Origin of the sequence: Chroococcidiopsis cubana SAG 39.79, assembly GCF_003991895.1 — a bacterium.
GTDB lineage: Bacteria > Cyanobacteriota > Cyanobacteriia > Cyanobacteriales > Chroococcidiopsidaceae > Chroococcidiopsis > Chroococcidiopsis thermalis.
The window spans coordinates 1-20,100 of the sequence record NZ_RSCK01000103.1 but is presented as its reverse complement, the minus strand read 5'-3'; the positions used below and the strand labels follow the sequence as shown (position 1 = coordinate 20,100).

At 44.3% G+C, this 20,100-nt stretch carries 24 protein-coding genes and 1 pseudogene; 14 read left to right on the top strand and 11 right to left on the bottom strand.

Annotation, left to right across the window (positions count from 1 at the left end; genetic code table 11):
- Positions 1 to 402: 402 nt before the first annotated feature.
- Together DSM107010_RS40415 and DSM107010_RS40410 are read left to right on the top strand one after the other, a co-directional pair.
- Complete coding sequence (locus tag DSM107010_RS40415; protein WP_199755882.1) at positions 403 to 966, top strand: hypothetical protein; 564 nt, start codon at positions 403 to 405, stop codon at positions 964 to 966.
- Between the two features lie 26 nt (positions 967 to 992).
- Positions 993 to 1,283 carry a hypothetical protein gene (locus DSM107010_RS40410; protein ID WP_084739167.1) on the top strand — a complete coding sequence of 97 codons (291 nt, stop codon included), beginning with the start codon at positions 993 to 995 and terminating at the stop codon, positions 1,281 to 1,283.
- A 231-nt stretch (positions 1,284 to 1,514) separates the two neighbouring features.
- Here the strand turns inward: DSM107010_RS40410 and DSM107010_RS31630 are convergent, their stop codons facing one another.
- Complete coding sequence (locus DSM107010_RS31630; protein WP_127024848.1) at positions 1,515 to 2,531, bottom strand: DNA methyltransferase family protein; 1,017 nt, start codon at positions 2,529 to 2,531, stop codon at positions 1,515 to 1,517.
- Positions 2,532 to 2,692: 161 nt separating this feature from the next.
- Here DSM107010_RS31630 and DSM107010_RS40405 point away from each other — a divergent pair, with 161 nt between their 5' ends.
- The 3 genes from DSM107010_RS40405 (at position 2,693) to DSM107010_RS31615 (ending at position 4,801) form a co-directional block, all read left to right on the top strand.
- A complete protein-coding gene (locus tag DSM107010_RS40405) occupies positions 2,693 to 4,189 on the top strand; it encodes a helix-turn-helix domain-containing protein (RefSeq protein ID WP_199755881.1) in 1,497 nt (498 codons plus the stop codon).
- Between the two features lie 78 nt (positions 4,190 to 4,267).
- Entirely contained in the window at positions 4,268 to 4,411 is a 144-nt protein-coding gene (locus DSM107010_RS40400; RefSeq protein ID WP_342669358.1) for a type II toxin-antitoxin system HigB family toxin, read from the top strand.
- A gap of 12 nt (positions 4,412 to 4,423) precedes the next feature.
- Entirely contained in the window at positions 4,424 to 4,801 is a 378-nt protein-coding gene (locus DSM107010_RS31615; RefSeq protein WP_106166739.1) for a helix-turn-helix domain-containing protein, read from the top strand.
- A 319-nt stretch (positions 4,802 to 5,120) separates the two neighbouring features.
- On the opposite strand, the gene DSM107010_RS31610 is transcribed toward DSM107010_RS31615, so the two are convergent.
- Together DSM107010_RS31610 and DSM107010_RS38935 are read right to left on the bottom strand one after the other, a co-directional pair.
- Complete coding sequence (locus DSM107010_RS31610) at positions 5,121 to 6,245, bottom strand: THUMP domain-containing class I SAM-dependent RNA methyltransferase (protein ID WP_041463297.1); 1,125 nt, start codon at positions 6,243 to 6,245, stop codon at positions 5,121 to 5,123.
- A 386-nt stretch (positions 6,246 to 6,631) separates the two neighbouring features.
- A complete protein-coding gene (locus tag DSM107010_RS38935; protein ID WP_158631915.1) occupies positions 6,632 to 6,805 on the bottom strand; it encodes a hypothetical protein in 174 nt (57 codons plus the stop codon).
- Between the two features lie 77 nt (positions 6,806 to 6,882).
- Between DSM107010_RS38935 and DSM107010_RS31605 the strand changes: the two genes are divergently transcribed.
- Together DSM107010_RS31605 and DSM107010_RS38930 are read left to right on the top strand one after the other, a co-directional pair.
- The gene (locus DSM107010_RS31605) at positions 6,883 to 7,662 is read left to right on the top strand and encodes an IS701 family transposase (RefSeq protein WP_106166741.1); all 780 of its coding nucleotides are present in this window, start codon (positions 6,883 to 6,885) and stop codon (positions 7,660 to 7,662) included.
- A gap of 166 nt (positions 7,663 to 7,828) precedes the next feature.
- On the top strand, positions 7,829 to 8,125 hold the full coding sequence (locus DSM107010_RS38930; protein WP_258183849.1) for a transposase: 297 nt from the start codon (positions 7,829 to 7,831) through the stop codon (positions 8,123 to 8,125).
- Between the two features lie 824 nt (positions 8,126 to 8,949).
- Here DSM107010_RS38930 and DSM107010_RS31595 read toward each other — a convergent pair.
- Genes DSM107010_RS31595 through DSM107010_RS31585 form a run of 3 tightly spaced genes read right to left on the bottom strand, consistent with a single transcriptional unit; the run spans position 8,950 to position 11,784 of the window.
- Positions 8,950 to 9,873, bottom strand: a complete 924-nt coding sequence (locus DSM107010_RS31595; RefSeq protein WP_127024842.1) for a two-partner secretion domain-containing protein — start codon at positions 9,871 to 9,873, stop codon at positions 8,950 to 8,952.
- Complete coding sequence (locus DSM107010_RS31590) at positions 9,806 to 10,438, bottom strand: filamentous hemagglutinin N-terminal domain-containing protein (RefSeq protein ID WP_127024839.1); 633 nt, start codon at positions 10,436 to 10,438, stop codon at positions 9,806 to 9,808. The genes DSM107010_RS31595 and DSM107010_RS31590 overlap by 68 nt, the downstream gene beginning before the upstream one ends.
- Positions 10,439 to 10,491: 53 nt before the next feature.
- Positions 10,492 to 11,784, bottom strand: a complete 1,293-nt coding sequence (locus DSM107010_RS31585; RefSeq protein WP_106166743.1) for a cytochrome P450 — start codon at positions 11,782 to 11,784, stop codon at positions 10,492 to 10,494.
- Between the two features lie 777 nt (positions 11,785 to 12,561).
- Here DSM107010_RS31585 and DSM107010_RS31580 point away from each other — a divergent pair.
- On the top strand, positions 12,562 to 12,789 hold the full coding sequence (locus DSM107010_RS31580) for a hypothetical protein (protein WP_106166744.1): 228 nt from the start codon (positions 12,562 to 12,564) through the stop codon (positions 12,787 to 12,789).
- On the opposite strand, the gene DSM107010_RS31575 is transcribed toward DSM107010_RS31580, so the two are convergent.
- Positions 12,782 to 13,888 carry a site-specific integrase gene (locus DSM107010_RS31575; protein WP_106166745.1) on the bottom strand — a complete coding sequence of 369 codons (1,107 nt, stop codon included), beginning with the start codon at positions 13,886 to 13,888 and terminating at the stop codon, positions 12,782 to 12,784. The genes DSM107010_RS31580 and DSM107010_RS31575 overlap by 8 nt on opposite strands.
- Before the next feature lie 501 nt (positions 13,889 to 14,389).
- Between DSM107010_RS31575 and DSM107010_RS42565 the strand changes: the two genes are divergently transcribed.
- The 3 genes from DSM107010_RS42565 to DSM107010_RS31565 all read left to right on the top strand — a co-directional run bounded on the left by DSM107010_RS42565 (position 14,390) and on the right by DSM107010_RS31565 (position 15,586).
- Positions 14,390 to 14,521, top strand: coding sequence for a hypothetical protein (locus tag DSM107010_RS42565; protein WP_277871360.1), 132 nt, complete (start codon positions 14,390 to 14,392; stop codon positions 14,519 to 14,521).
- Between the two features lie 318 nt (positions 14,522 to 14,839).
- Complete coding sequence (locus DSM107010_RS31570) at positions 14,840 to 15,091, top strand: UPF0175 family protein (RefSeq protein ID WP_106166746.1); 252 nt, start codon at positions 14,840 to 14,842, stop codon at positions 15,089 to 15,091.
- 6 nt (positions 15,092 to 15,097) lie between these two features.
- A complete protein-coding gene (locus DSM107010_RS31565; protein WP_106166747.1) occupies positions 15,098 to 15,586 on the top strand; it encodes a PIN domain-containing protein in 489 nt (162 codons plus the stop codon).
- A gap of 94 nt (positions 15,587 to 15,680) precedes the next feature.
- On the opposite strand, the gene DSM107010_RS31560 is transcribed toward DSM107010_RS31565, so the two are convergent.
- Positions 15,681 to 16,136 carry a hypothetical protein gene (locus tag DSM107010_RS31560; protein WP_106166748.1) on the bottom strand — a complete coding sequence of 152 codons (456 nt, stop codon included), beginning with the start codon at positions 16,134 to 16,136 and terminating at the stop codon, positions 15,681 to 15,683.
- A gap of 47 nt (positions 16,137 to 16,183) precedes the next feature.
- On the opposite strand from DSM107010_RS31560, the gene DSM107010_RS40395 reads away from it, so the two are divergent.
- Complete coding sequence (locus DSM107010_RS40395) at positions 16,184 to 16,336, top strand: hypothetical protein (RefSeq protein ID WP_015155838.1); 153 nt, start codon at positions 16,184 to 16,186, stop codon at positions 16,334 to 16,336.
- A 213-nt stretch (positions 16,337 to 16,549) separates the two neighbouring features.
- Here the strand turns inward: DSM107010_RS40395 and DSM107010_RS31555 are convergent, their stop codons facing one another.
- Positions 16,550 to 17,479, bottom strand: a complete 930-nt coding sequence (locus DSM107010_RS31555) for a phospholipase D-like domain-containing protein (RefSeq protein ID WP_106166749.1) — start codon at positions 17,477 to 17,479, stop codon at positions 16,550 to 16,552.
- Between the two features lie 319 nt (positions 17,480 to 17,798).
- A pseudogene (locus DSM107010_RS31550) lies at positions 17,799 to 18,548 on the bottom strand (AAA family ATPase); the annotation flags it as partial.
- A 501-nt stretch (positions 18,549 to 19,049) separates the two neighbouring features.
- Between DSM107010_RS31550 and DSM107010_RS31545 the strand changes: the two are divergent.
- Positions 19,050 to 19,412 (top strand): hypothetical protein, encoded by a 363-nt coding sequence (locus DSM107010_RS31545; protein ID WP_127024836.1) that lies wholly within the window; start codon positions 19,050 to 19,052, stop codon positions 19,410 to 19,412.
- Positions 19,402 to 19,911 carry a DUF411 domain-containing protein gene (locus tag DSM107010_RS31540; protein ID WP_106166752.1) on the top strand — a complete coding sequence of 170 codons (510 nt, stop codon included), beginning with the start codon at positions 19,402 to 19,404 and terminating at the stop codon, positions 19,909 to 19,911. The genes DSM107010_RS31545 and DSM107010_RS31540 overlap by 11 nt, the downstream gene beginning before the upstream one ends.
- On the opposite strand, the gene DSM107010_RS40955 is transcribed toward DSM107010_RS31540, so the two are convergent.
- Positions 19,887 to 20,100 (bottom strand): hypothetical protein (locus DSM107010_RS40955; RefSeq protein ID WP_206751845.1); only part of this gene is annotated, 214 nt, incomplete at its 5' end. The genes DSM107010_RS31540 and DSM107010_RS40955 overlap by 25 nt on opposite strands.

Sequence of the window (20,100 nt, the reverse complement as noted above, 5' to 3'; positions counted from 1 at the left end):
GCCGTCTTTAGATATCCATCCTCATGGCTTGCCAGCTCTACCTCCTACTATTTTTTGAGCCGTCGAACTCACGTAGCTCAGCCTGAAAAAAGAAATGACTTGCAATGCAGGTAATTTGCAATCTCAGATCGTCAGAAAATGACTTTAACTAAAAATGTCTAGAATTTTGTTCGCAGTTGCCGAGCCAGCAACATCTAAATTCTCATATCGTTTGGTTATCGGCACTATTTGCTGTCATTTTAGCTCTAGTGCATCTATTTTCCGGTAAACTCCGCTTTCTCGAAAAAACTCCTCGCACTGAAGGGGTGACAAGGAGGTTGGAAGGACTGGTGTGTGGGAGCGTTACGGTTTTGCGGTAGAAAAAGATAGGTCGAAAAATTGTCAAGCCGACCTATCAGACAAATGTTGCCTCAATTCTACCAGACCTGTTTCCAAAAACTGCTAACTCCCACGCAGTACAAAATGTTACAAATTTTGGTAATGCTATTACAATTTCATAAATCTGTGACAATAGAAAAGCTTGCGACTATCTTTCCACAGCCGATACTATTTGAAAGCCGTCGTCGCAGTATCCAACGATTCTTATGCGTACCACAATTGAGTATTAAAGCCCTTTGGTTTCCATTACTGAAGCGATGGGTAAAAGACCGGAAACTCAAACAGGGGAAACGACTAACATTAGCGATTGACCGTACCCAGTGGCGTGACCAAAACGTTTTTGTTATCAGTCTCATAGAAGACCGACGAGCAATTCCGATTTATTGGCAATTGTTATCGAAAAGAGGATGTAGCAATCTGGGTGAGCAAAAAGCCTTAATCCGTCCAGTCTTACAGTTGTTTAAAGGATACAAAGTCTTGTTGTTAGGTGACAGAGAGTTTCATAGTGTAAGATTGGCGAACTGGCTACAGTCCAAGCAAATTGGGTTTGTCCTACGTCAAAAGAAAGGGACATATATTCGCCTCTGAAAATCAATCTTACCAACGCGCTCGTAATGCTAGGGATAGTTCCAGGAGTCTCGTTCTTTTTAGAAGATATTCAAGTGACTAAACAACAGGGATTTAGTCGGTTTAATTTAGCTGGATATTATCCCCGTAAATATCGAGGAAAAGTCGAGCCATCCGGTTGGTATCTACTCACCAACCTTTCCAGTTTGAAAGCAGCACTTCAAGCATTTAAACAACGTAGCGGTATAGAAGCAATGTTTAAAGACTGCAAAACTGGTGGCTACAATCTAGAAGCTTCTCATACTACCAATGAACGCTTAATTGCCCTAATTTTATGAATCGCCATTGCCTATAGTTGTGCTGTTTTATCTGGTCGTCGTAGCAGACACATGGGAGTACAAAAATATGTGGGACGGTTAAATGAGTTACGGCGAACGTGCCGCCGACATAGTGCCTTTTGGGTTGGTTTATATGGTCAGCTATGGGTAGGTGCAATGGAGTCATGGACAGATTTAGCATCTGCATTAATGCAAACTAAGCCCAATAAACTGCTCTATTTCCAGAAAGGTCTACGGGCTATGGTACTGATTCAGTCTGCTTTGTAGCCTCGTTGTCACCCCTTCAGCAGCAGCAGGTAAAGGTAGCGACGACTTGCCCTTACCCGCGATCGCGATTAGATCGATGGGAAAACCATCCCCCTGCCTGTGGTAGAGGTTGCCCCAGATCGAAAAGTGATGGATGACATTGTACTCCTGGTACAAGGTAAAGTAAAAAGCCCGACTCGATCGCAAATTGTAGCGGTTGGAACGCTCCGCCTCTGCCCCTAACTTTCCCCTCAAAATCAGAACTGCCCTCCCCTCTAGTTTCATCGCCTTGAGCGCGTTGAGGGCGATCGCGTGGTCGATTTGCGTCGTGCTGTAGCGCCCTAAGTTAAATAACTTGACTCGTCCGCGCTCGTCCATCACCGAGTTAAAAGGAGGATTGGCAATGACGATATCGTGCTGTTGGGCGGGAAGGTAAGTCACGGCATCTTCTTGAGTCACCGTATATCCCTGTTGCCGCAGGTCAGCCGCTCGTTCGCGGTTGAGTTCGTTGACCGAAGCAAGAGTCGGAATGGCTGCGAGCAAAAGCGCGCCGTTGCCAGCTGTCGGTTCGTAGACAGTCTTTTCTGGCGTAATTTGGGCTAGCATTGCCGCCAAATACGCGATCGGAACGGGAGTGCTGTATGCTTGTTGAGCGATACTGGTACTAGAGCGCGTACCGAGCGTTGGCTGACGTTGGTATAAGTCTACCAGTCGAGCGTATGCTTGACGAGGATCTAGCTGGGCAGTAGCAATAATTTTGGCAGCTCGGACTAACCCTCTCTCTACCGACTCATCGACTAACTTGGCGAGCGCGGTTCCAGGTAAAACTGGAGTATCTAATATCTTTGACGCTTGCTCGCGGGCTGAGACAATTGTGGCAAAACTTCCGCCTTGGATGAAGCGATCGGCGAAAGCCGAAACTAGTTCGTATTCTCGATCCATGTGGTTAACAAATTTGGCTGATACTTGAGCGGAGTCTGAAGTTGGGTATTTGTCTTTCAATCGACGGACAAATTTCTCCTCTTCCCAAGCCTTATAAACAGATGCTCGCCAACCAATTTACCGCTGGACTGACTTGCTTTTGTACTTTAGTAATTGCAATATAATCTATCATGCAAAAATGTCGGAATTTCACTCTCAAATATTAAGTAAAGTAAAGCACGTTGCGAACGATTGATTGTCAAGAAGCTATTGAAGCAATAGACGAGCTAATGCTTCTCAAAGCAGGTAGACGCTTGAGCCAGGATGAACAGCTCGTTATAGAAGCGGCTTGGGAAGACAAACACTACAAGGAGATAGCCCAAACTCACTCCTCCACAATCGATCGGTTACAACGCGATGTCGGGCAAAAGTTGTGGATTTTGCTGACAGGAATTTTAGGGAATGGGGAAAAAATTACCAAGAAACGGCTGCGGAGCATCTTAGAACGAAGAATGGTAACAGGCTTCCTTTTGTCATCCGCTTCCAGTCAGTCCAATCCTGTTAATACCTCTGCTATACCTGTGATTGGGGGACAGCCTCCTAACGTGCAGACTTTTTTTGGACGCGAGGTAGAACTGAATCAACTGAGGGAAGCGATCGCTCATAGTCGATGCGTGGTGCTTTATGGCGCACCAGGAATTGGCAAAAGTGCTTTGGTAGCAAAACTAATTGACCAAATTAGTAAACAGCCGCACTCCCAATTCAATTACTTAATTTGGAAATCAGTTCATAATAGTCCGCCACTGAAAGCCTTACTCGCTAACTTGCTCAAAGTTTTAGCCCTAAAAGCATTTCAAGAGCAGCGGTTACGAGAGGACACACACCAGCTAACGGCACTTTTCATTGAAGCGCTCTCGATGCGTCGCTGTTTATTAGTACTAGATTCTGCCGAAGTCTGGTTACGACAACAGCGAGATAATAGCTGCAATCCCTACTCTGAGCAATACTCGGAATATGCTTCTTTCTTCCGCACAATCGTGGAAGAAAAACATTCTAGCTGCATTATTTTGACCAGTAGAGAACCTTTCAAAGACTTAATGAAATTACAACGTTCGGGACGACCGAGTGATTCGTTCAAGCTGGAAGGATTGAATGTGAAAGCAGCTGGAGAAATTTTGCGAACTAGAAGATTAACTGACGAGCAGAAATGGTCGGAATTGCTCGAACCCTACTTAGGCAATCCCGCAGCAATCGAATTAGTTGCTAGTCGTATTGAAAAATTCTTTAGCGGCAGTGTAGCTAAATTTCTTCACTATAAAACTGATTTGACATCTGAAATATTTAGAGAAACTTTAGCTCATCAATACCAACCTGAAAGATTGAGTATTTTAGAGCAGCAAATCTTATGCTATTTAGCCCAAAGAGCAGATAACGCTAATGATTTTGTTAGCTTTATACAGATAATTGAAGATTTACACGTTCGACTGCCCAGCAGTTTGTCTGTCTCAGAACTCATGAGTTCTATAGAAAATCTCAACAATCTTTCTTTAATTATAATAAGTAAAACTGGAGAAACAAAAGAGCTTTTCTTAAATATTAAAAAAATATATTCTTCAAGAGAAGCAAGTAAAATTATTACGTACAGCCCACGCTTTTTCGACATCAAATATGCGTATTATTGCCCGCAATACCCTCCGTTGCTTCTGGGAGGAACATCCAGATGCAGAAGAACCTCTTAAACTTGGTATGCGGAAGTTTCTCAAGCAGTCTGGTCGAGTCCAGCAGATATCAAAGCACTGTATCGCAATGTTAGTATTGTGGCAAATAACCGAGCGATCTTTAACATCAAAGGTAATTCCTATCGTTTGATTGTAGCAGTACGGTATGACATTAAAATCGTATTTATTCGTTTTATCGGCACTCACGCCCAATACGACAAAGTTGACGCGAAAACTATCTAGGTGAGATTAAAAATGGAAATTCATCCGATTAAAAACGAGCGAGATTACCAAGCTGCACTTAGAGAAATTGAGTTGCTGTTTGACGCACAACCCAATACTCCCCAATTAGAGCGATTGGATATTCTCAGTACATTAGTTGAAGCCTACGAAAAAACTCACTATCCGATCTCCAGCCCCGATCCGATTGAGGCGATCGCTTACTACATGGAATCACGCGGACTTTCTAGCAAAGATTTGGAACAATGTCTTGGAAGCCATGAGGTTGTATTAGAAGTTTTAGCGCGGAAACAACCCCTGACCCTAGAAATGATTCGTTGCTTGAATCAAGAGTTAGGCATTCCCGCAGAAATTCTGATTCAGCCGTATACCTTAGCCGAAACTTCTGCATAAACTACTCCGACCTCAGCGTAGCGGGTCGGAGCAGTTTATGCAGCCCTAGATCGTTGCCAATTGAAAATTTGTGCACCATTGGCGCACAAAAAAGAGCGGATACAAATAATGACAATGAATTTTCTCAAGCAGCGAACGTCAGTACAGACCGCGCTTCTTAACTAGAAACAGCCCAACAAATTATGGCGCTTGCAGCAAACTGTCGAGTTAGCAAGTCGAGTGGCAAGGCTACCCAGTGGTCGTGTTTCTCCAATCATTTTCATATTTTTCTTTTTCAAGGGAGTTTCCCTGCTATGTTAATTGATAGCCCTTTACTCCTTTAGTACAGTTCGTACTTAAGTAAAGTACAAGCGATCGCACCATTATAAACCCGAAAGCGAGCAGAGGTTCTCAGCCCCACTTGTTTAGCCAACTCTTTGTTTCCTGTCAAAATAAAGGCAGTCCAACCTTTAAAGCGTTGTTTGAAGATATCACCCAGCATTTTGTAGAGCGCGCCTAGTTCTCTTGCAACTCCTAAACGCTCTCCATAAGGTGGGTTACAAACGATTGTCCCACATCCTGCTGGAGCTTCCAACTGAGCTAACTCAGTTTGGCTAAACTGGAGCTGATGTTCCAAGCCACATCGTTCGCTATTACTGCGTGCCTGGGTCAATACCTCTGCGTCGCGATCGCTCCCCCAAATCGGTGCTTTTAGTTGCTGCAATCGCTCCTTTTTGGCTTGCGTCAGCAGTTGTTGCCATAGCTCTTGGTCGAAATCAGGAAAGCTTTCAAAGCCAAATTTTTGTCGCCACAAACCAGGCGCAATGTTTAAGGCTTTTAATCCAGCTTCTATCGGCAGGGTTCCCGATCCACATAAAGGATCTAGAAACGGAAGACTGGTATTCCAATCTGCAATTTCCAGCAGGGCTGCGGCTAAAGTTTCTTTCAGCGGGGCTGCTCCCATTGCTGGGTGATAACCTCGTCGATGCAGACTCGTCCCCGAACTATCCAGGCTTAAAATACAACGCTGTTGCTGGATGTGAACGTTGACCAGAAGATCCGGATTTTGGGGGGCGATCGTGGATCTTTGACCGAATTTACGCCGCTGTTGGTCTACAATAGCGTTTTTCACCTGTAGTGCAGTAAAGTGGGTATGGTTCAGTTTTTGATTGCCACCCGTACAGCTGACTGCTAGGGTGTTATGGCTTTGCAGGTATTTATCCCAGGAAATTTTTTGCACCTCACGGTAGAGGATGTCTGCATTAGGGCAGTAAAATTCGCGGAGCGGTACTAGCACCCGAAAAATTGTCCTTGCCCAGAGATTGACTCGGTATAGCGTTGCTTTATCCCCAACAAAATGTACCCCAGCGAAGTCGGGGCGGACTTGGCTCGCCCCTAAACGTTCTATCTCCTGGGCTGCAATCGATTCTAGACTACGAGCCACTGTTGCAAAATAATGGTTCATCAACGCTGCTATCTCAACTCGATCCATTCGAGTAACGTAACAAATCCCCTTTGAGGCTACCTCCGTCCTTAGCTTCAATGCTGCAAGTCGCAACGCTCGGCTTCCACTCAGCTCAGAGAACGATCGCGTTGCTCTGGTTGTAGATCGTCTGCGCCTTCTGACGATGATCTAAGTAGAGGTGGATGGAAAATTAGTCCCAAGGTTTAACCCTATTATGTCACTCGGAAGGCAAAAATCGAAGCTCACTCCCTGTAACCGCGATCGGCTCAAGGTTAGAAGCTTTATTTTCGCGCCAGCAACCCAACTTTCTAACCAAAAAGTTAAATAGTATTGCACTAAAAGCCTTTCAGGAATTAGCTCCCAAAGTGACAAAACAGGGGTATGAACTAAATAAATTGGAAGTAGTCTGCGCTCAAGTCCAAAGTTTCAGGACTAATACCAGGGAGTGCAGCGATCTGCTCCGGCAGTGCGCCTGAGATGCTGGCATATATCCCTGTTCCAGAGGGCAGTCCTTCGGGTAGATTGCCGAGAGTATACTGCACCTCAACAGTAGGAGTCACTAGAGTTGATGCAGTCCGACTTAGTATTACAGTTGTAGATAAGCTAAACAAGATTGATAAGTAAATACACTTTAGCAATGCTCGATACATCCAACGTGTTTTTAACAGGTGTTGCATTAGAAGCGCTCGCCCAATGGAGCAGTACATTGAAGGCGTTTCAGCAAAAACTGGAAAAACACTTTGCTCGTTCTGAAGCACGCAAAGCAGCAAATGACTATATCCAGGCACTACTAAGCCCAGTTGAGCGGAAGAATGGATGGCAGATGGCAGAACAAGTAGGCTATGTCAATCCCTATCGCTTCCAGCATCTACTAGGGCGAGCGCAGTGGAGCGCGGATGCAGTATGTGCAGAAGTTAGGCAGTATGCGATGGAGCATTTGAAGAGTGAAACAGATATTTTGGCAATTGATGAAACAGGCTTTCTCAAACAAGGAGAGCAATCAGTAGGGGTGCAGGTGCAGTATTACGGTACGACTGGACATTTGGAGAACTGCCAAGTGGGTGTGTTCATGTCCTATATCAGTGATAAAGGGCATACGTTAATAGATCGCCGCCTGTATCTACCGCGCTCGTGGAGCGAAGATCAAAACAAACGTAAGAAGGGAGCAATTCCAGAAGCAATTAAATTTGCAACTTCGCCTCAATTAGCGCAACAGATGTTGGAATCAGCCTTTAAAGACGGAATACGCCCCACCTGGTTTGTGGCTTTGGAGGTTTATGGCAACGACGGTTCCCAAGCGGTGGTGGCTGGAGAAGACTGCCAAACAACCGTATATACTCACAGTCAGCAAGAAGCAGCCTGTAGTTATTGGATGGCAACGCTATCAAGCCTCCGACCTAGTTCTGCAGAAGGATAGCCAGCAGTGGCAACGCCTCAGTTGTGGAACCGGTAGCAAAGGAGAACGACACTATGATTGGGCGAGTGTTGCCGTTAACTGCGATCGATCGGATGGTTTCCAGCGCTGGATATTGTTCCGCCGCTGTTTAGAACATCCTGAAGACCCTCGCATCAGCTATTACCAAGTGTTTGCCAAGAGCGATACTACTCTAGAAACGATGGCTCAGATAGCTGGGCAAAGGTGGCGAATTGAGGAGTGCTTTAAATTCGCTAAAGACTCTCTCGGTTTAGGAGAATACGAAGTTCGTTCCTGGCACGGTTGGCATCGACATATCACTCTTGTCCTGACGGCTCAAACATTTCTCACCGTATTACGATACCAAACTGAGCCTGCCATTTACTCCTCTACCCCCCCTTTAACGATCGCACCCACTGGCAGTCTGGCTGCGTTCAAAGCGGCACGAGGTTTATTGTCCGACTGAGTATTTGGGAGATGAAGCGATGGATCTCTAGACTCTTATTTCCTACAGTTTGGTGTCTCGAACATGTTTTACACTGGTCTTATTGGCGACGCCACCCCAGAACGCTACTGCGCGTTACTGGCATTATCAAAAACGAGCTAGTCCCTCATCTACTTAAATACAACTGTAGTACTAGTATGCTTACCGACACGACCACATAGAATCAAGTAGCGAATTACTGGGCGAAACTTAAAGCTATCCAACAGTCTCCGGCAACGACTTCTTCAGGTAAGCAATGATGAAGTGTTTTTTTCGACGAACGACCACATTTCATCTGCGCTCATCGCATCCGGATCAACAGCTTGTACTTGGGCATGATGAAATGCGTTGTGCTTTTTGACGCTTAGGCTCGTATCAAGCTGACTCCCGTGTTGTAGGATAGTCCACTAATTCGACTAATACCGCGCTTTTCTTGTGCCCTCACAATGCGACTGCAAAACAATCCGTACTTCCTCGTCTGTGACTTGCCGCCCTTGATAAATTGTGTCCAAGGTATCGGTAAACGATTGAAGAGCACTTTGGGCAACAGTAGCGTTGGCTACCCTTACTCGTTAAACCCTTGTTTATGGGTCTTATTGTGGCTACATAGTGGACAAGGCATGGCTTCGTGGAACCGGAGTAGTTTTCTTTACCTAAAACATAATATCAGTCCCACGCTTTGCTGACGCACAACCCCATTCTTCACCCTCAACCTGCTGGTATTTACAGTTACATTGCCTGCTCGACCTGTAGAAAAAGTTGCAGCACTAATGGCGCTGGGGATGGATAAGTTCGGTGCAGTGCCCTCAACTTGGACGAGATCGGCGGCATTGATGCTGATGTCCCCTGAATCCCCTGCTACTACACCCGATGTTGTTGGTGTTGCATTTGCACTCAAGATAACTCCACCATTGCCGATCTCTAACTGCGAGCGTGGAAATCGTGATGTTACCAGACTGCCCGCTACCTAGTGCGAAGGAACCAACAATGGTTCCTCCCCCTACCTGATTCGGCAGCAGACCGATGACTCGCAAAGCTTTTGGCACGGACAAAGTAATGTCAGCTGCCTTGGCAGCACCATAGGTTGAGCTAAAAATTTGCCCACTGGATTGCAGCGCCAGCTGGGGAGTTGAAACTATAACCTGCCAGCCATCTGCCCACCCTAAAGTTTCGCTCCAAATACCGCTATAGACTCTTCCAGATGGATTGATATCTGCAATTTCCAGCGATTCGGTAGCGTTGACTTTCAAAGTTCCTGTTGGCAGTACTCCTTGATTTTGAATCAAAACCAGAGAGCTATCACCTAGCTGCAATTTTCTACCTTGTATTTGAATAGAACTACCGCCAACTCCACTCGCATCTAGTAGCGATCGCCCACCCAGTTGAATATCCTTGAAAGTTGACACTCCTTCATATCCCAAAGACCAACCAGAATTTGTTCGCTCGATCTTGACTAACCCGTTATCCACGCTGCCTAAATCAATCCCTCCTGCTTGAGCGGTTAAAACGCCACCTTCTAGACTGACATCTCCCCCTACAATTGCCAGCGTTTGTTGTGGCTGAACTTGTAACCCGACATCAGAGCTATTACCTCTAAGGATCGGTTGGTAGTCTGCAGCAATGATATCGTGACCCTTGCCCAATACGCGAATTGCACCCGAATTACCACCAAATTGCAAACCTATTGGTACGCTGGTCAGCAGTGGCGTGGTTTGGGTCGCCGATGGCACTCAGTTTAGTGCCATCGGCGAATTTGAGACTATTAGCTGTACTGGCAAGAAATGAACCACCAATGTTTAAACGAGCGTTGCCACCAAAAATAATTCCATTCGGATTGAGCAGAAATAAGTTAGCCGCTCCGTTAGCTGCGATCGCGCCATCAATTTTTGAGACAAATTTTCCCGTAACTCGACTAATAATGTTCTCAATCGCAGCAGAATTGTTGAAATAGGCAGTAGTACCAGTTGGGATGGAAAAGGAATCGAAGCTGTGAAATAAATTAGTTCCTTTGGTAGTGCCAGCGTCGATCGAAATGGTATCACCCCGCTCTCTAACTAAAGAATTAGTAGGTAGCGTAGAATCTGGAACGATCTGCGCTTTGGCAGGTGGAGTAGATAGTAGAGAACACAGCATTCCTACTTGGATTGAAATTGCCAAAAATCTCGCGCAGATTTTCGCGATTGTACCAGGGCGATCGCTCGAATAGAATTCAAGTAATGACGGTTGCTGCCGAGCAACATGGCTCAAAAGCTTGATTCGGGCTAAATTGCCTAACTTATTACCAGTTAGGTTCATACAACTACAAATCCTCAATCTTTTCAATTTAGCTAGCCGCGAGTTTACGTGTTTTAATTAGGGCGATTTGCTACCATTTCCAGGCTCAGTGGGGGAGTCAAAGTTACGCCACGCCCGACAGGACGAACTGGACGGTCATCGACTAGGGATAAGTGCCAGTGCGAGAGAATCGTCGCTAGCACCAATTCGATCTCCATTTGGGCAAATGCCATCCCAATGCATCGACGATTACCACCACCAAAGGGATAATACTCGTATGGTGAAAACTGTCGCACCAGAAAGCGTTCTGGCTGGAATTGCTTGGGGAGTGGGTAAAGATCTTCTCGTTGATGAGTCAAGTAAGTACAAGGACTCAGGACTGTTCCTGGCTCAAACTGGTAGCCCATAATACTCAGCGGCACTTTCACAACGCGATCGAAGGTAAACCCAGTGATGGAATAAATACGTAGAGTTTCCGAGCAAACTGCACCAAGATACGACAATCGAGCGATTTCGCTGGGTGCTGGCTGAGAACCAAGACTACATAACTCCTTATCCAGCTTTTCTCGGATCTGGGGCAGTTTCGCTACCCAGTACAATGCCCACAAAACTGCTGTAGTCGTTGTCTCGTAGCCTGCCATTATTAGAGTAATTAACTCATCCCGAATCTCTTCATCTGTGAGGGCTGCACCAGCTTCATCGCGAGCAGAGAGCAGTAGACTTAAGATGTCTGGTGTCGAGCAGGCAGTTTCTTGTCGGCGTTGGCGAATTTGGGCATAGACGAGTCGATCGAGTTGCTGCTTTTTCTGGGGAAACGAAAAACGTTGCCACCAAAAGGGAGAGATAAAAGAATCAACTAACTCGCTCAAGCATTGATTTAGTGACTCAACACTAGACTCCTGTTGGGAGCCAAAAATAATTTGCAAGATAATTCGCAGGGTAATGGCTTGCACTTGAGGGCGAATCGCGAAAGGTCGATCTACTGCCCACTGTTGAATCTCCTGCTGGGTGATGCCACAAATAATTTGACCGTATTTGGACAAGTGTTCTCCGTGAAAAGGAGGCAGTAGCAGCTTGCGCTGTTGCTGATGTTGAATACCATCAAGTAAAAGCAGTGAGTTATTTCCCAACAGTGGGCGGAAAGCTTGATTTGCCTTTCCCGAATCAAAATACCCTGCTGGTGCAGTAAAAATTTCCTCGATCGCTTGAGGATGGCTAACGACAACAAATGGGCGAGAACCAATTACCCTAAAGGTGAAGATGTCACCATAGCGCCCAACGCAGTACTCTAAAAATTCGAGAAAGCGACCTCGCCATTTGAGATTGTGGAGAAAGGGTATAACTCGTGGACCATGAGGTAAAGACATGGTAACTTTGTTTTCTTTTCTTATATGTAGAATAATATATATGTCCGACGATTGGCGAATTTTTTGCTAGGATTTAAAGTAATAATTTTTTCGTTAGTCTAACTTTCCAACCGTGAAAATAGGCTTTTTTACCTCTTACTTTTAAGATTGTAAAATCTTAGCTAAGAGAGCATAGTAAAGTATAGAGATAAAGCTTTAAATATACAGATTAATTTCGCACCTCAGCTCCGATCGCTAACTACTATTATTACAACTCTCGTTGTTTTCAACTTCTGCGTAGAAGCTGGTAGGGTAAAAATAGTAGTTTCAAAACGATTCGTATATCAAGTTTAGGGACATTAGCTCCGAACCAAATAAGTCAGTAGCTAGCAATAGGCTTGGAAATAAGTCGATCGATCTCTGAAAATTGCAATTAATTATGAAGGATTGACTAGAGCGTTCCTTATCTGTTGAGATAGGTAGACAATGTTGTTATATTTTGCACGAGAGGCAGGAATTTTAACAATATTGTTAAATATTTTTTATATCCTGTTTATCTCATGTTGAAGAAAGATAATTTAATAGTATACTTTCAAAATAGAAATTATAAGTATCTGGGTTTGCCACAGTATTATCTATTTTTTTACTCTGGTTTTGTAGATATTTATAATATGCATCACTTCTCGTATACAGAACTAATTCACGAACAACATTTTTAAGTGCGATCGCATAAATATCTTTCCTTCCAGAAGTTTTTCTGACACTACAAAGCTTTTGCAACAAATCTGAAAAAGTACGATGAAGACTGCTAATCGTTTTCAAGAGGGCGATCGCCTGCTACCAATTGAAATTGCCAAGACAGAACTAGAAGCCAAACTAGGTGTGGGTTGGAGTCGGAAATCAATTAAGCGCAAGATCGACCAAGGGTGTCCGTTTGCTTGGAAGCAGGGTATCCATTATATTCAAATTGGTAACAAACTAGCATCTGTCAATGTTGATGCTATCTTGCGTGAATTAGTTAGGTAGGTGCTTTGGGAGGATTATTTGCCATAATCTCCTTGAATGTATCAAGAGTATGCTGACCATTAATCCAGCGATTATATGTTTTTAAATGAACAGTTGGCGAGTGCACCATCATTCGAGCGGCAACTGCGATTGGAAACTTAAATGCTACGCTGGCGCGAATAGCATAAGCGTGTCTGAGGTTATAAGGAGTAAAAGGCACTGCCAATCGCTTGAATGCTCGTGCAGTCCGTTCTCCATAAACTGTGAAATCGCCTTGACAGTTTACTGTTGGTAAGTTTCCTTCCCAAGGTCTCCAAGCTGTTGCCCACTCTGGGTAAAGTGGCATTACCCCCTCACGCGGACCAGTCTTACCTAAAAGTACCTGACAAGCATGAGGTGGTTGAGAATCAATTTGGCAATGCCAAACTTCGTGGTCGCGCAATCCATAGATTGCCATACGGGTATAGACTAGTTGCCATTGAGGATTAGCAATTGCCGATCTGATAGTGGATATCTCTTCATCATTGGGAATGTTGCGGGACTGAACTTTACTAGCTGAATAGCTGCCTTGATAAGGAGACAAATCTATAAGAATATCAGCGAACCTAGCTAGTCTTGTCAGAATTTGCACTAATCGCTGGCGCGAGCGCGTATTTGGCGGCTTGGTCTGTGCCACTTCCAATAATTCAGCAGTTAGGTTTTTTTCTGGTGGCAGGCATTTTAGTCCTAGCTGCCACTCTTCACGCTCCCAGTAAATCCGGTTTTTCTCGCTGTCGCCTTTGCACTGGAACCAGTGTTTTTTGTAGCGATCGATCCACGCCTGGCAAGACTGCCAGTTTGTAATTTCGGTGTAGTCGTTCCAGTCAAACTTATTTTGATCGAGTGCTGCCCAAATCTTTAAAGCCTCGGAGAGTGCCATTTTGTAGCCATAGCTTGTGGTGTCCAAACCCAATGCCAAATAAGTTTGCTTTGGTTTAGTCTCGGTTGAACCAGGGCGGGGTGGTAATGTCCCGCGTAGGGAGAGTTTGCGGTTACGCACCACGACTCGCAATCGGACTCCTGCTGCCTCAAGCTTTTGATTGATGCCATCTATGTCAGTTGCTGATTTATTTCGAGCCATGCAACTTTTCCTATTTATAGCGAGCGGCAGTTCTGTACTAAAACTCTGTACTGACGGCTGGATACCAATACCTAAGCGGTTTTTTCAGCCAAAAAACCTGTACTAAGTACTGTACTAAAACTGAGGTTAATTATGCGCGATTTTTAGTTGTTTTGCCGATTGACTGCCAGATTTGTCTAGTCCAAACCTACAAAACAATAAGGGCTAAAAACCTTACCAGCGGCAAGTTTCAAGCCAAAGCCATTACCCAAACTCATTCACAAAAAAAGGCTGGTGACGGGATTTGAACCTGCGACCGGCTGATGACAAAACTGCAATCCAGTTTTTACAGTCTTTGTCGAATAACGGTTTGAGCAGGGCTAGAATTAGCTTTACTAAATTCTATGCTATTTTCATCGGCTACTCCTGCCACTACGATCGGTCATCCAGGAAAATGCAGCCACCTAAAATTCTCGGGGTTCTACAGGTCAGGAACAGCATACAAACGCTATCCCTACTCCAGTGTCTAATTTGCCACAATTGTCAATACTCATACAGCATAATTTAGAAAAACAGGGGGGACGATCGTTCCATTGGCAAAACCGTAAAATAGGAAATTCAGGATTTGCGATCGCTGCTATTCTTAACGTCTAACGATCGGTGTAAGCGTTAGTTAGAGCTTACCCTGGAAGCTTTTTAGCAGATGGGATAACGATAGCAGAAGGCAGGATTAGATCGGTGACACGAAAATTTTCAGTTCAATAAACAAAACGTCATAGCATTTTAACAACAAAGGTTTTGCTGTCGAGCATTTCGATTAACACCGAAATTCACACCGAATTGGTGGAGATATTAGAGGATAAAAGCAGGGCATAGCAATAACCGTAGCTCCCACGAGCGCGATCGCGTTCTAGAATTGGATGTAGAAATAGATAAGTTACCCCCAAAATAGCTTTTGAGCAGAAGCCACAGATGAGTCACTTTGTAGATTCAATCGGAATAGAAATCTCTCCAGATACTCTCAATCAAGGAGAAGGGGCAATTTTAAGAGAAATCGCGCTTCAGCTATATGCGCGTCAGATTTTTACCTTTGGTCAAGCTCGTCGCTTAGCTAATTTATCAGTCTGGGAGTTTCAACAACTACTGGGTCAAGATCATGTAGAGCGTCATTACAATGAAACAGACTTAGCTGAGGATATCGATACGATTGCAGCGAGTTATTAGGCAACTGTGACAGTTATTTGTAATGCTACGCCTCTAATTAACTTTGCGGCGATCGCTCGTCTCGATATCTTACCAGCAATATTCGAGCGAATTATTATTCCTCAAGCAGTTTATGATGAAACTACTGGTTCGGGCTTCCCAGGTACTCCGTTTGTACTACAAGCGATTGCCTCTGGGTGGCTGCAAGTTCGTCCGGTAGCTACCATAGCGCCTATCATTCCTGTAGAACTAGATGATGGAGAAAGGGAAGCAATCGCACTAGCGATTGAAATTGCTGAAAGGCGAATTTTGTTAGATGAGCGTGAAGCTCGACAAATAGCGCAGAGACTTGGCTTACAAGTTATGGGCACGCTGGGTATTCTCTTATTGGCTAAGAACAACCAAACCATACCTCAAGTTAGACCGATACTCGATAACATGATGAATGTGGCTCAATATTGGGTGAGTGCTGCACTCTACGCACAGGTTCTACAACTAGCTGGGGAAGATATCTAGTAGCGCACTCGTTGGCGCGATCGCGCTCTTCCGTGCGAGGGATCGCGGTTTTCTTCCCGATTCTATGGAGTGCGATCGCTGCTCGATCTCTACATCACGCGATCGCCTTGAGAAAAGCAACTGTAGTAGACCAATCTATGGTTCGATTCAACAGGGAGCGTTCAAAGAGGGAACGAATAAGGCTAATTTCTGGCGCTGACAAGTAGCGCGATAGATACTCGACATACGCAGGTCGCGTTGTATCAGCAGCACTAGCACTAAACCAACGGTTGAATAAATCTGGTGACACGTAAAGCTGAGTAGGATAATGTTCGACGGTGATTTTGACTTCGATCCCTGCTGCTGTCAGTGCCAAGCGTAGATCTTCCACATCCCAATTCACCATCGGATCGGTAGGATTAGCATAGATTTCCTCTTCTGCTGCTGCTAAACGCTCGGAAAGCTGGGCATCTAGCCTGTTAACATCAAGCAGACGATACAACCGTTGTGTATGGCGAGTGAGATTTTCTGCTACTAATGAGAGTGCAGTATGGGAAACGCTTTTGTCCAAATGTCATTCCTTGTAAATTTGCTCCTAGAGAACGTTTCGAGAAATTAATGGATGTTAACCATACCCCGCTCCCAGTAGTAAGTGTAATTATGGGCGAAATTCAGGTAAAGCTCAAGCAAGCAAATGTATCAAAAGGCTACATTAATGTGGGATGGCGAGAAGCTAGGGAAATGATGGAAAAACAGCGCAACAAGTTCTAGCTTTTAGCTTTAGAAGGTATGTTCCGAAAATTATACAAGCTTTTCAGGCGAAGTGGTTGGAAAGACACCTCCTGAAAAACCGTAATCTTACGGATTTACCAACTCTTGGTTTGGGAATTCTCCTCAAAAAAACCGTAAGATTACGGTTTCGTGCGGTCAGATAACGAAATAATCTTATTATCGCCCTTAATTCGATAAGTACTTTTATACTATTTAGCTGTAACAATAATTTTGCAAATAAATTTTTGGTGCAAATTTAGAAAAGCAAAGGGGGTAGAAATACGTTAAACAAATTACGTTAAACAAATTAAAAATTAACGATAATATATTGAGGTCAGATTTCAAAGTGAACAAAGAAAGAGACATAAATATTTTTATCAAAGAATAATTGGTAGGTATGTATCGTTTTGCCCACTCGCCTTCCAATAACTCAGCACATGCTCGTGCAAGAGCTTCTTGCCAAGTAACAACATTTAATAGATCTTCAAGTAATACAATTAACTCATTATTATAATCTCTTCCTAACCTCCAGTAACTTTCTGCTATCTGACAAGATTTTTCGTAACGTTTTCTCTCTTTATTTTTTTCGTATCTATTGTTTTTTTCTAGTTGATATATAAGTCCAGATTGGCTGAAGTTACTAGAACCACTAGTGATTGCGTTATCTCCTCTAAATATTTTGGCATGAAATGGTCTTTTAGTGTTAGCAAGCTTAGCTTTCACTTTACCACTTTTGATTAACTCAATAGCAACAATAACTTTGGCACAAAGAAATATAGATATTCCTCGCTCTTGAAGCCAATACTTCTTTACTTCTTCAGATAATTCATGTTGAAATAATCTTTGCTGACTACTTTGAATTGTATTAGGTTCATGACCTATGAAAAGTTGAATTTCTTCAAAAGCCTTCGCATCTATATGGAGACCTGCATGACATAAAGCTAAAAACTCAACAATCATCCCCAAAGATGTGTATCCTGTAATAATTAATGGCTTTTTTGAAATAAGTAAATCTTCAAAAACTAAAGACTTAACAGTATGACCTGCATAGTTATAAGGAAATCGTTCATGAGAAGGTAACTCAATCTCTGTTTCTTGTGGGTTTTCATCTTCATCAAAAAGGCTAAGTTGAATAGATTTCATAAACCAGAATTTTTGTCAATAACTATTGATAAAAAATAATACTAAGATAAGGATAAATCTCAGCACGTGAATTGCACAGTTACTATATTAGTAGAACGAAGCAAGTAAAAGTTTTTGCGTATCATTTAACACAAGCAACTGGACACACACGCTGAAAAAAATGCAATAAGCATTTGTTACTTCGTAGCTATTCTACTAGGTGAATCAGATATTCTCGAAGTAATACTTTGATAAGAATTTACTATCGTTCATTTGAATGCTATGTTGTGAGAACCCTATCTACAAAAGACATATAAGAAAAAGCTATAGAAAATTGTCGGAGTACAGCACGTTGCTGGATCGATTCCTCTGCAACCGCTAGGGTGATGTAGATCGCACCCTGACGATCTGGAGGTGTAGTTTCTACTGCTAGCTCTAGTGCGTTGAGCAAAGAACGGGCATCACCATTCGCAACGTTGACTAAGTGCGCTAAGGCATCTTGTTCCAGCTTGACTTTGAGCTTGCCATAGCCGCGTTCTGGGTCTGATAGTGCTTGTTCGGCAATGCGGTACAAATCGCGATCGCCCAAGGGTTTGAGTTGGAAAATCCGCGAGCGACTGACGAGTGCTTTATTGACTTCAAAGAAAGGATTTTCAGTCGTTGCGCCAATGAGAATCACAGTCCCATTTTCTACCCACGGTAGCAGCGCATCCTGTTGTGACTTATTAAAGCGGTGGACTTCATCGACAAACAGGATCGTGCGCTGTTTGTTTTTGTTAGCTCTATCTTGAGCAGTTTCGATCGCTGCCCGAATTTCTTTGACTCCTGCAAGTACAGCATTAATAGCGATGAAGTGAGCGCGGGTGGTATTGGCGATAATTCGTGCTAGGGTAGTTTTTCCAGTTCCAGGTGGTCCAGCAAAAATGACAGAAGATAATTGGTCGGCTTCAATCGCTCGGCGTAGGAGACGACCAGGGGCGATCGCGTGGTCTTGTCCGACAAATTCATCGAGCGTGCGCGGACGCATTCGATCTGCTAGGGGTGAGGAGTTGGTTGTCGATTGGCGATCGCGACTGAATAATTCCGTCATTTGTGCGTCGATACTCTTGGTAATGCAATACTTCAGAGGAGAAGGTTCGTTTCCTCCATCCGCCGATGAGTTGGGGAGCCACTTACGTGCGCCACATCCCCTCATTGAGGAGCAAGTGCGCTGCCCCTGTCCCCTCGTTATAGCACCCCTCGTCTTTTCACTGTAACTGTAAAGCTATAGTGGGAGCATCACGTGCGACATTTTCAGGCAAAGCATAACAGAAGAAAGGATTGGGCAATAGACGCGGTTTGGGCGGTTGTGCCGCTCGGATTTGCTCTAGTGGCAAAAACTCATGCAGTTGCATCCCACAAAGCTAATCATCAAAACGCATTAGGACTCTAGCAGTGTAAGTTACCAAAAGACTTGAATATTCTACAGTCAAGCCGAAATTCATGCCCAACTCAACCATCCATTCCAATAATAGTAGCTTGCGTATCATGTCTCACCGGACGCGAGCGACCAATCCAAGTTTCAGCTTTCGCTAGCTATCCTAGTGAAACAATGCGATCGCAAAGATATCTCACCAAGATGCAGACTTTTCAACGAATCAATTGGTTAAAGTACTGGAGGGCTAATCGGTTATTTAGCCAATTAGTCGTTTTGGGAGTCAGTAGCGGTATTTTACTTTACAGCACTGGAGTAAATGCAGCCGAACAGGTGTTTTTAAAGTACGGTGGCTTTAAAGTGACACGTAGAACCTCTCCCTGTGAAGTGTGGTTTCACCCCACCTTGAATCACTGGGAGATTCGCTATCGTGAGGAGGGTGAGAGGGAAGCAAACAGAGCAATAATAGCTCGCTCCTTTGTAAAGAAAAGTCGGCGCACCTACCGCTACTTACTTGACTTGAAGTCGTATGAAATTTAAGAGATCTAGCTCTCAAGTTCGTCGCTCCCTTAAGTGGCTAGCGATCGCTTTTGCGACAATTACTGCAACATTGGTACTGCTGAGTGCTCCAAGTCTGGCAGCTACTCAAGCTTCAACACTCACTGTCTATCGCGATCCCTCCTGTAGTTGCTGTGGGGGCTGGATGTCTCACCTAGTGTCAGAGGGCTTTGAGATCCAAGAGATCGCCACATCCAAGATGAATCTAGTCAAGCAGCAACAAGGTGTACCGAATCGCTTGGCATCCTGCCACACCGCAACAATTGGGGGGTATGCGATCGAGGGACACGTTCCCGCTAAAGACATTAAACGCCTGTTGGCACAACAGCCTCAAGTAGCTGGAATCGCCGTAGCTGGGATGCCAATCGGTACGCCTGGGATGGAGGATGGCGAGAGACGAGAGCCATTTACTGTCTTCTGGTTCGATCGACAAGGAAATGCAGGAGCTTTCAATCGTTACGTGTTTGAAAAGTTAAATTGATTACTAAGTATGGCTTCCACCGTAGGACTGATAAAAGTTGTTTCTACTGTTGTTTTCACTCTTGCCATTAACTTTTCAAGAGGCACGATCGCGTCTTTCACCCCGACCGGCTTAGTACTACAGTTGTAGATAATTGTTAGAATAGGATAGAAGTGCGATTGCGATTGCTGTGATGTTTCAACAAGCTTT

Coding starts and splice junctions, on each gene's coding strand:
- DSM107010_RS31610 (WP_041463297.1), bottom strand. CDS start 6,245: ATGAACCATTATTTTGCAACAGTGGCTCGTAGTCTAGAATCGATTGCA.
- DSM107010_RS40415 (WP_199755882.1), top strand. CDS start 403: ATGTTGCCTCAATTCTACCAGACCTGTTTCCAAAAACTGCTAACTCCC.
- DSM107010_RS31580 (WP_106166744.1), top strand. CDS start 12,562: ATGAAGACTGCTAATCGTTTTCAAGAGGGCGATCGCCTGCTACCAATT.
- DSM107010_RS31615 (WP_106166739.1), top strand. CDS start 4,424: ATGGAAATTCATCCGATTAAAAACGAGCGAGATTACCAAGCTGCACTT.
- DSM107010_RS31555 (WP_106166749.1), bottom strand. CDS start 17,479: ATGAAATCTATTCAACTTAGCCTTTTTGATGAAGATGAAAACCCACAA.
- DSM107010_RS31590 (WP_127024839.1), bottom strand. CDS start 10,438: ATGAACCTAACTGGTAATAAGTTAGGCAATTTAGCCCGAATCAAGCTT.
- DSM107010_RS31585 (WP_106166743.1), bottom strand. CDS start 11,784: ATGTCTTTACCTCATGGTCCACGAGTTATACCCTTTCTCCACAATCTC.
- DSM107010_RS31575 (WP_106166745.1), bottom strand. CDS start 13,888: ATGGCTCGAAATAAATCAGCAACTGACATAGATGGCATCAATCAAAAG.
- DSM107010_RS40410 (WP_084739167.1), top strand. CDS start 993: ATGCTAGGGATAGTTCCAGGAGTCTCGTTCTTTTTAGAAGATATTCAA.
- DSM107010_RS40395 (WP_015155838.1), top strand. CDS start 16,184: ATGGATGTTAACCATACCCCGCTCCCAGTAGTAAGTGTAATTATGGGC.
- DSM107010_RS31540 (WP_106166752.1), top strand. CDS start 19,402: ATGAAATTTAAGAGATCTAGCTCTCAAGTTCGTCGCTCCCTTAAGTGG.
- DSM107010_RS31545 (WP_127024836.1), top strand. CDS start 19,050: ATGCGATCGCAAAGATATCTCACCAAGATGCAGACTTTTCAACGAATC.
- DSM107010_RS31570 (WP_106166746.1), top strand. CDS start 14,840: ATGAGTCACTTTGTAGATTCAATCGGAATAGAAATCTCTCCAGATACT.
- DSM107010_RS31605 (WP_106166741.1), top strand. CDS start 6,883: ATGCTCGATACATCCAACGTGTTTTTAACAGGTGTTGCATTAGAAGCG.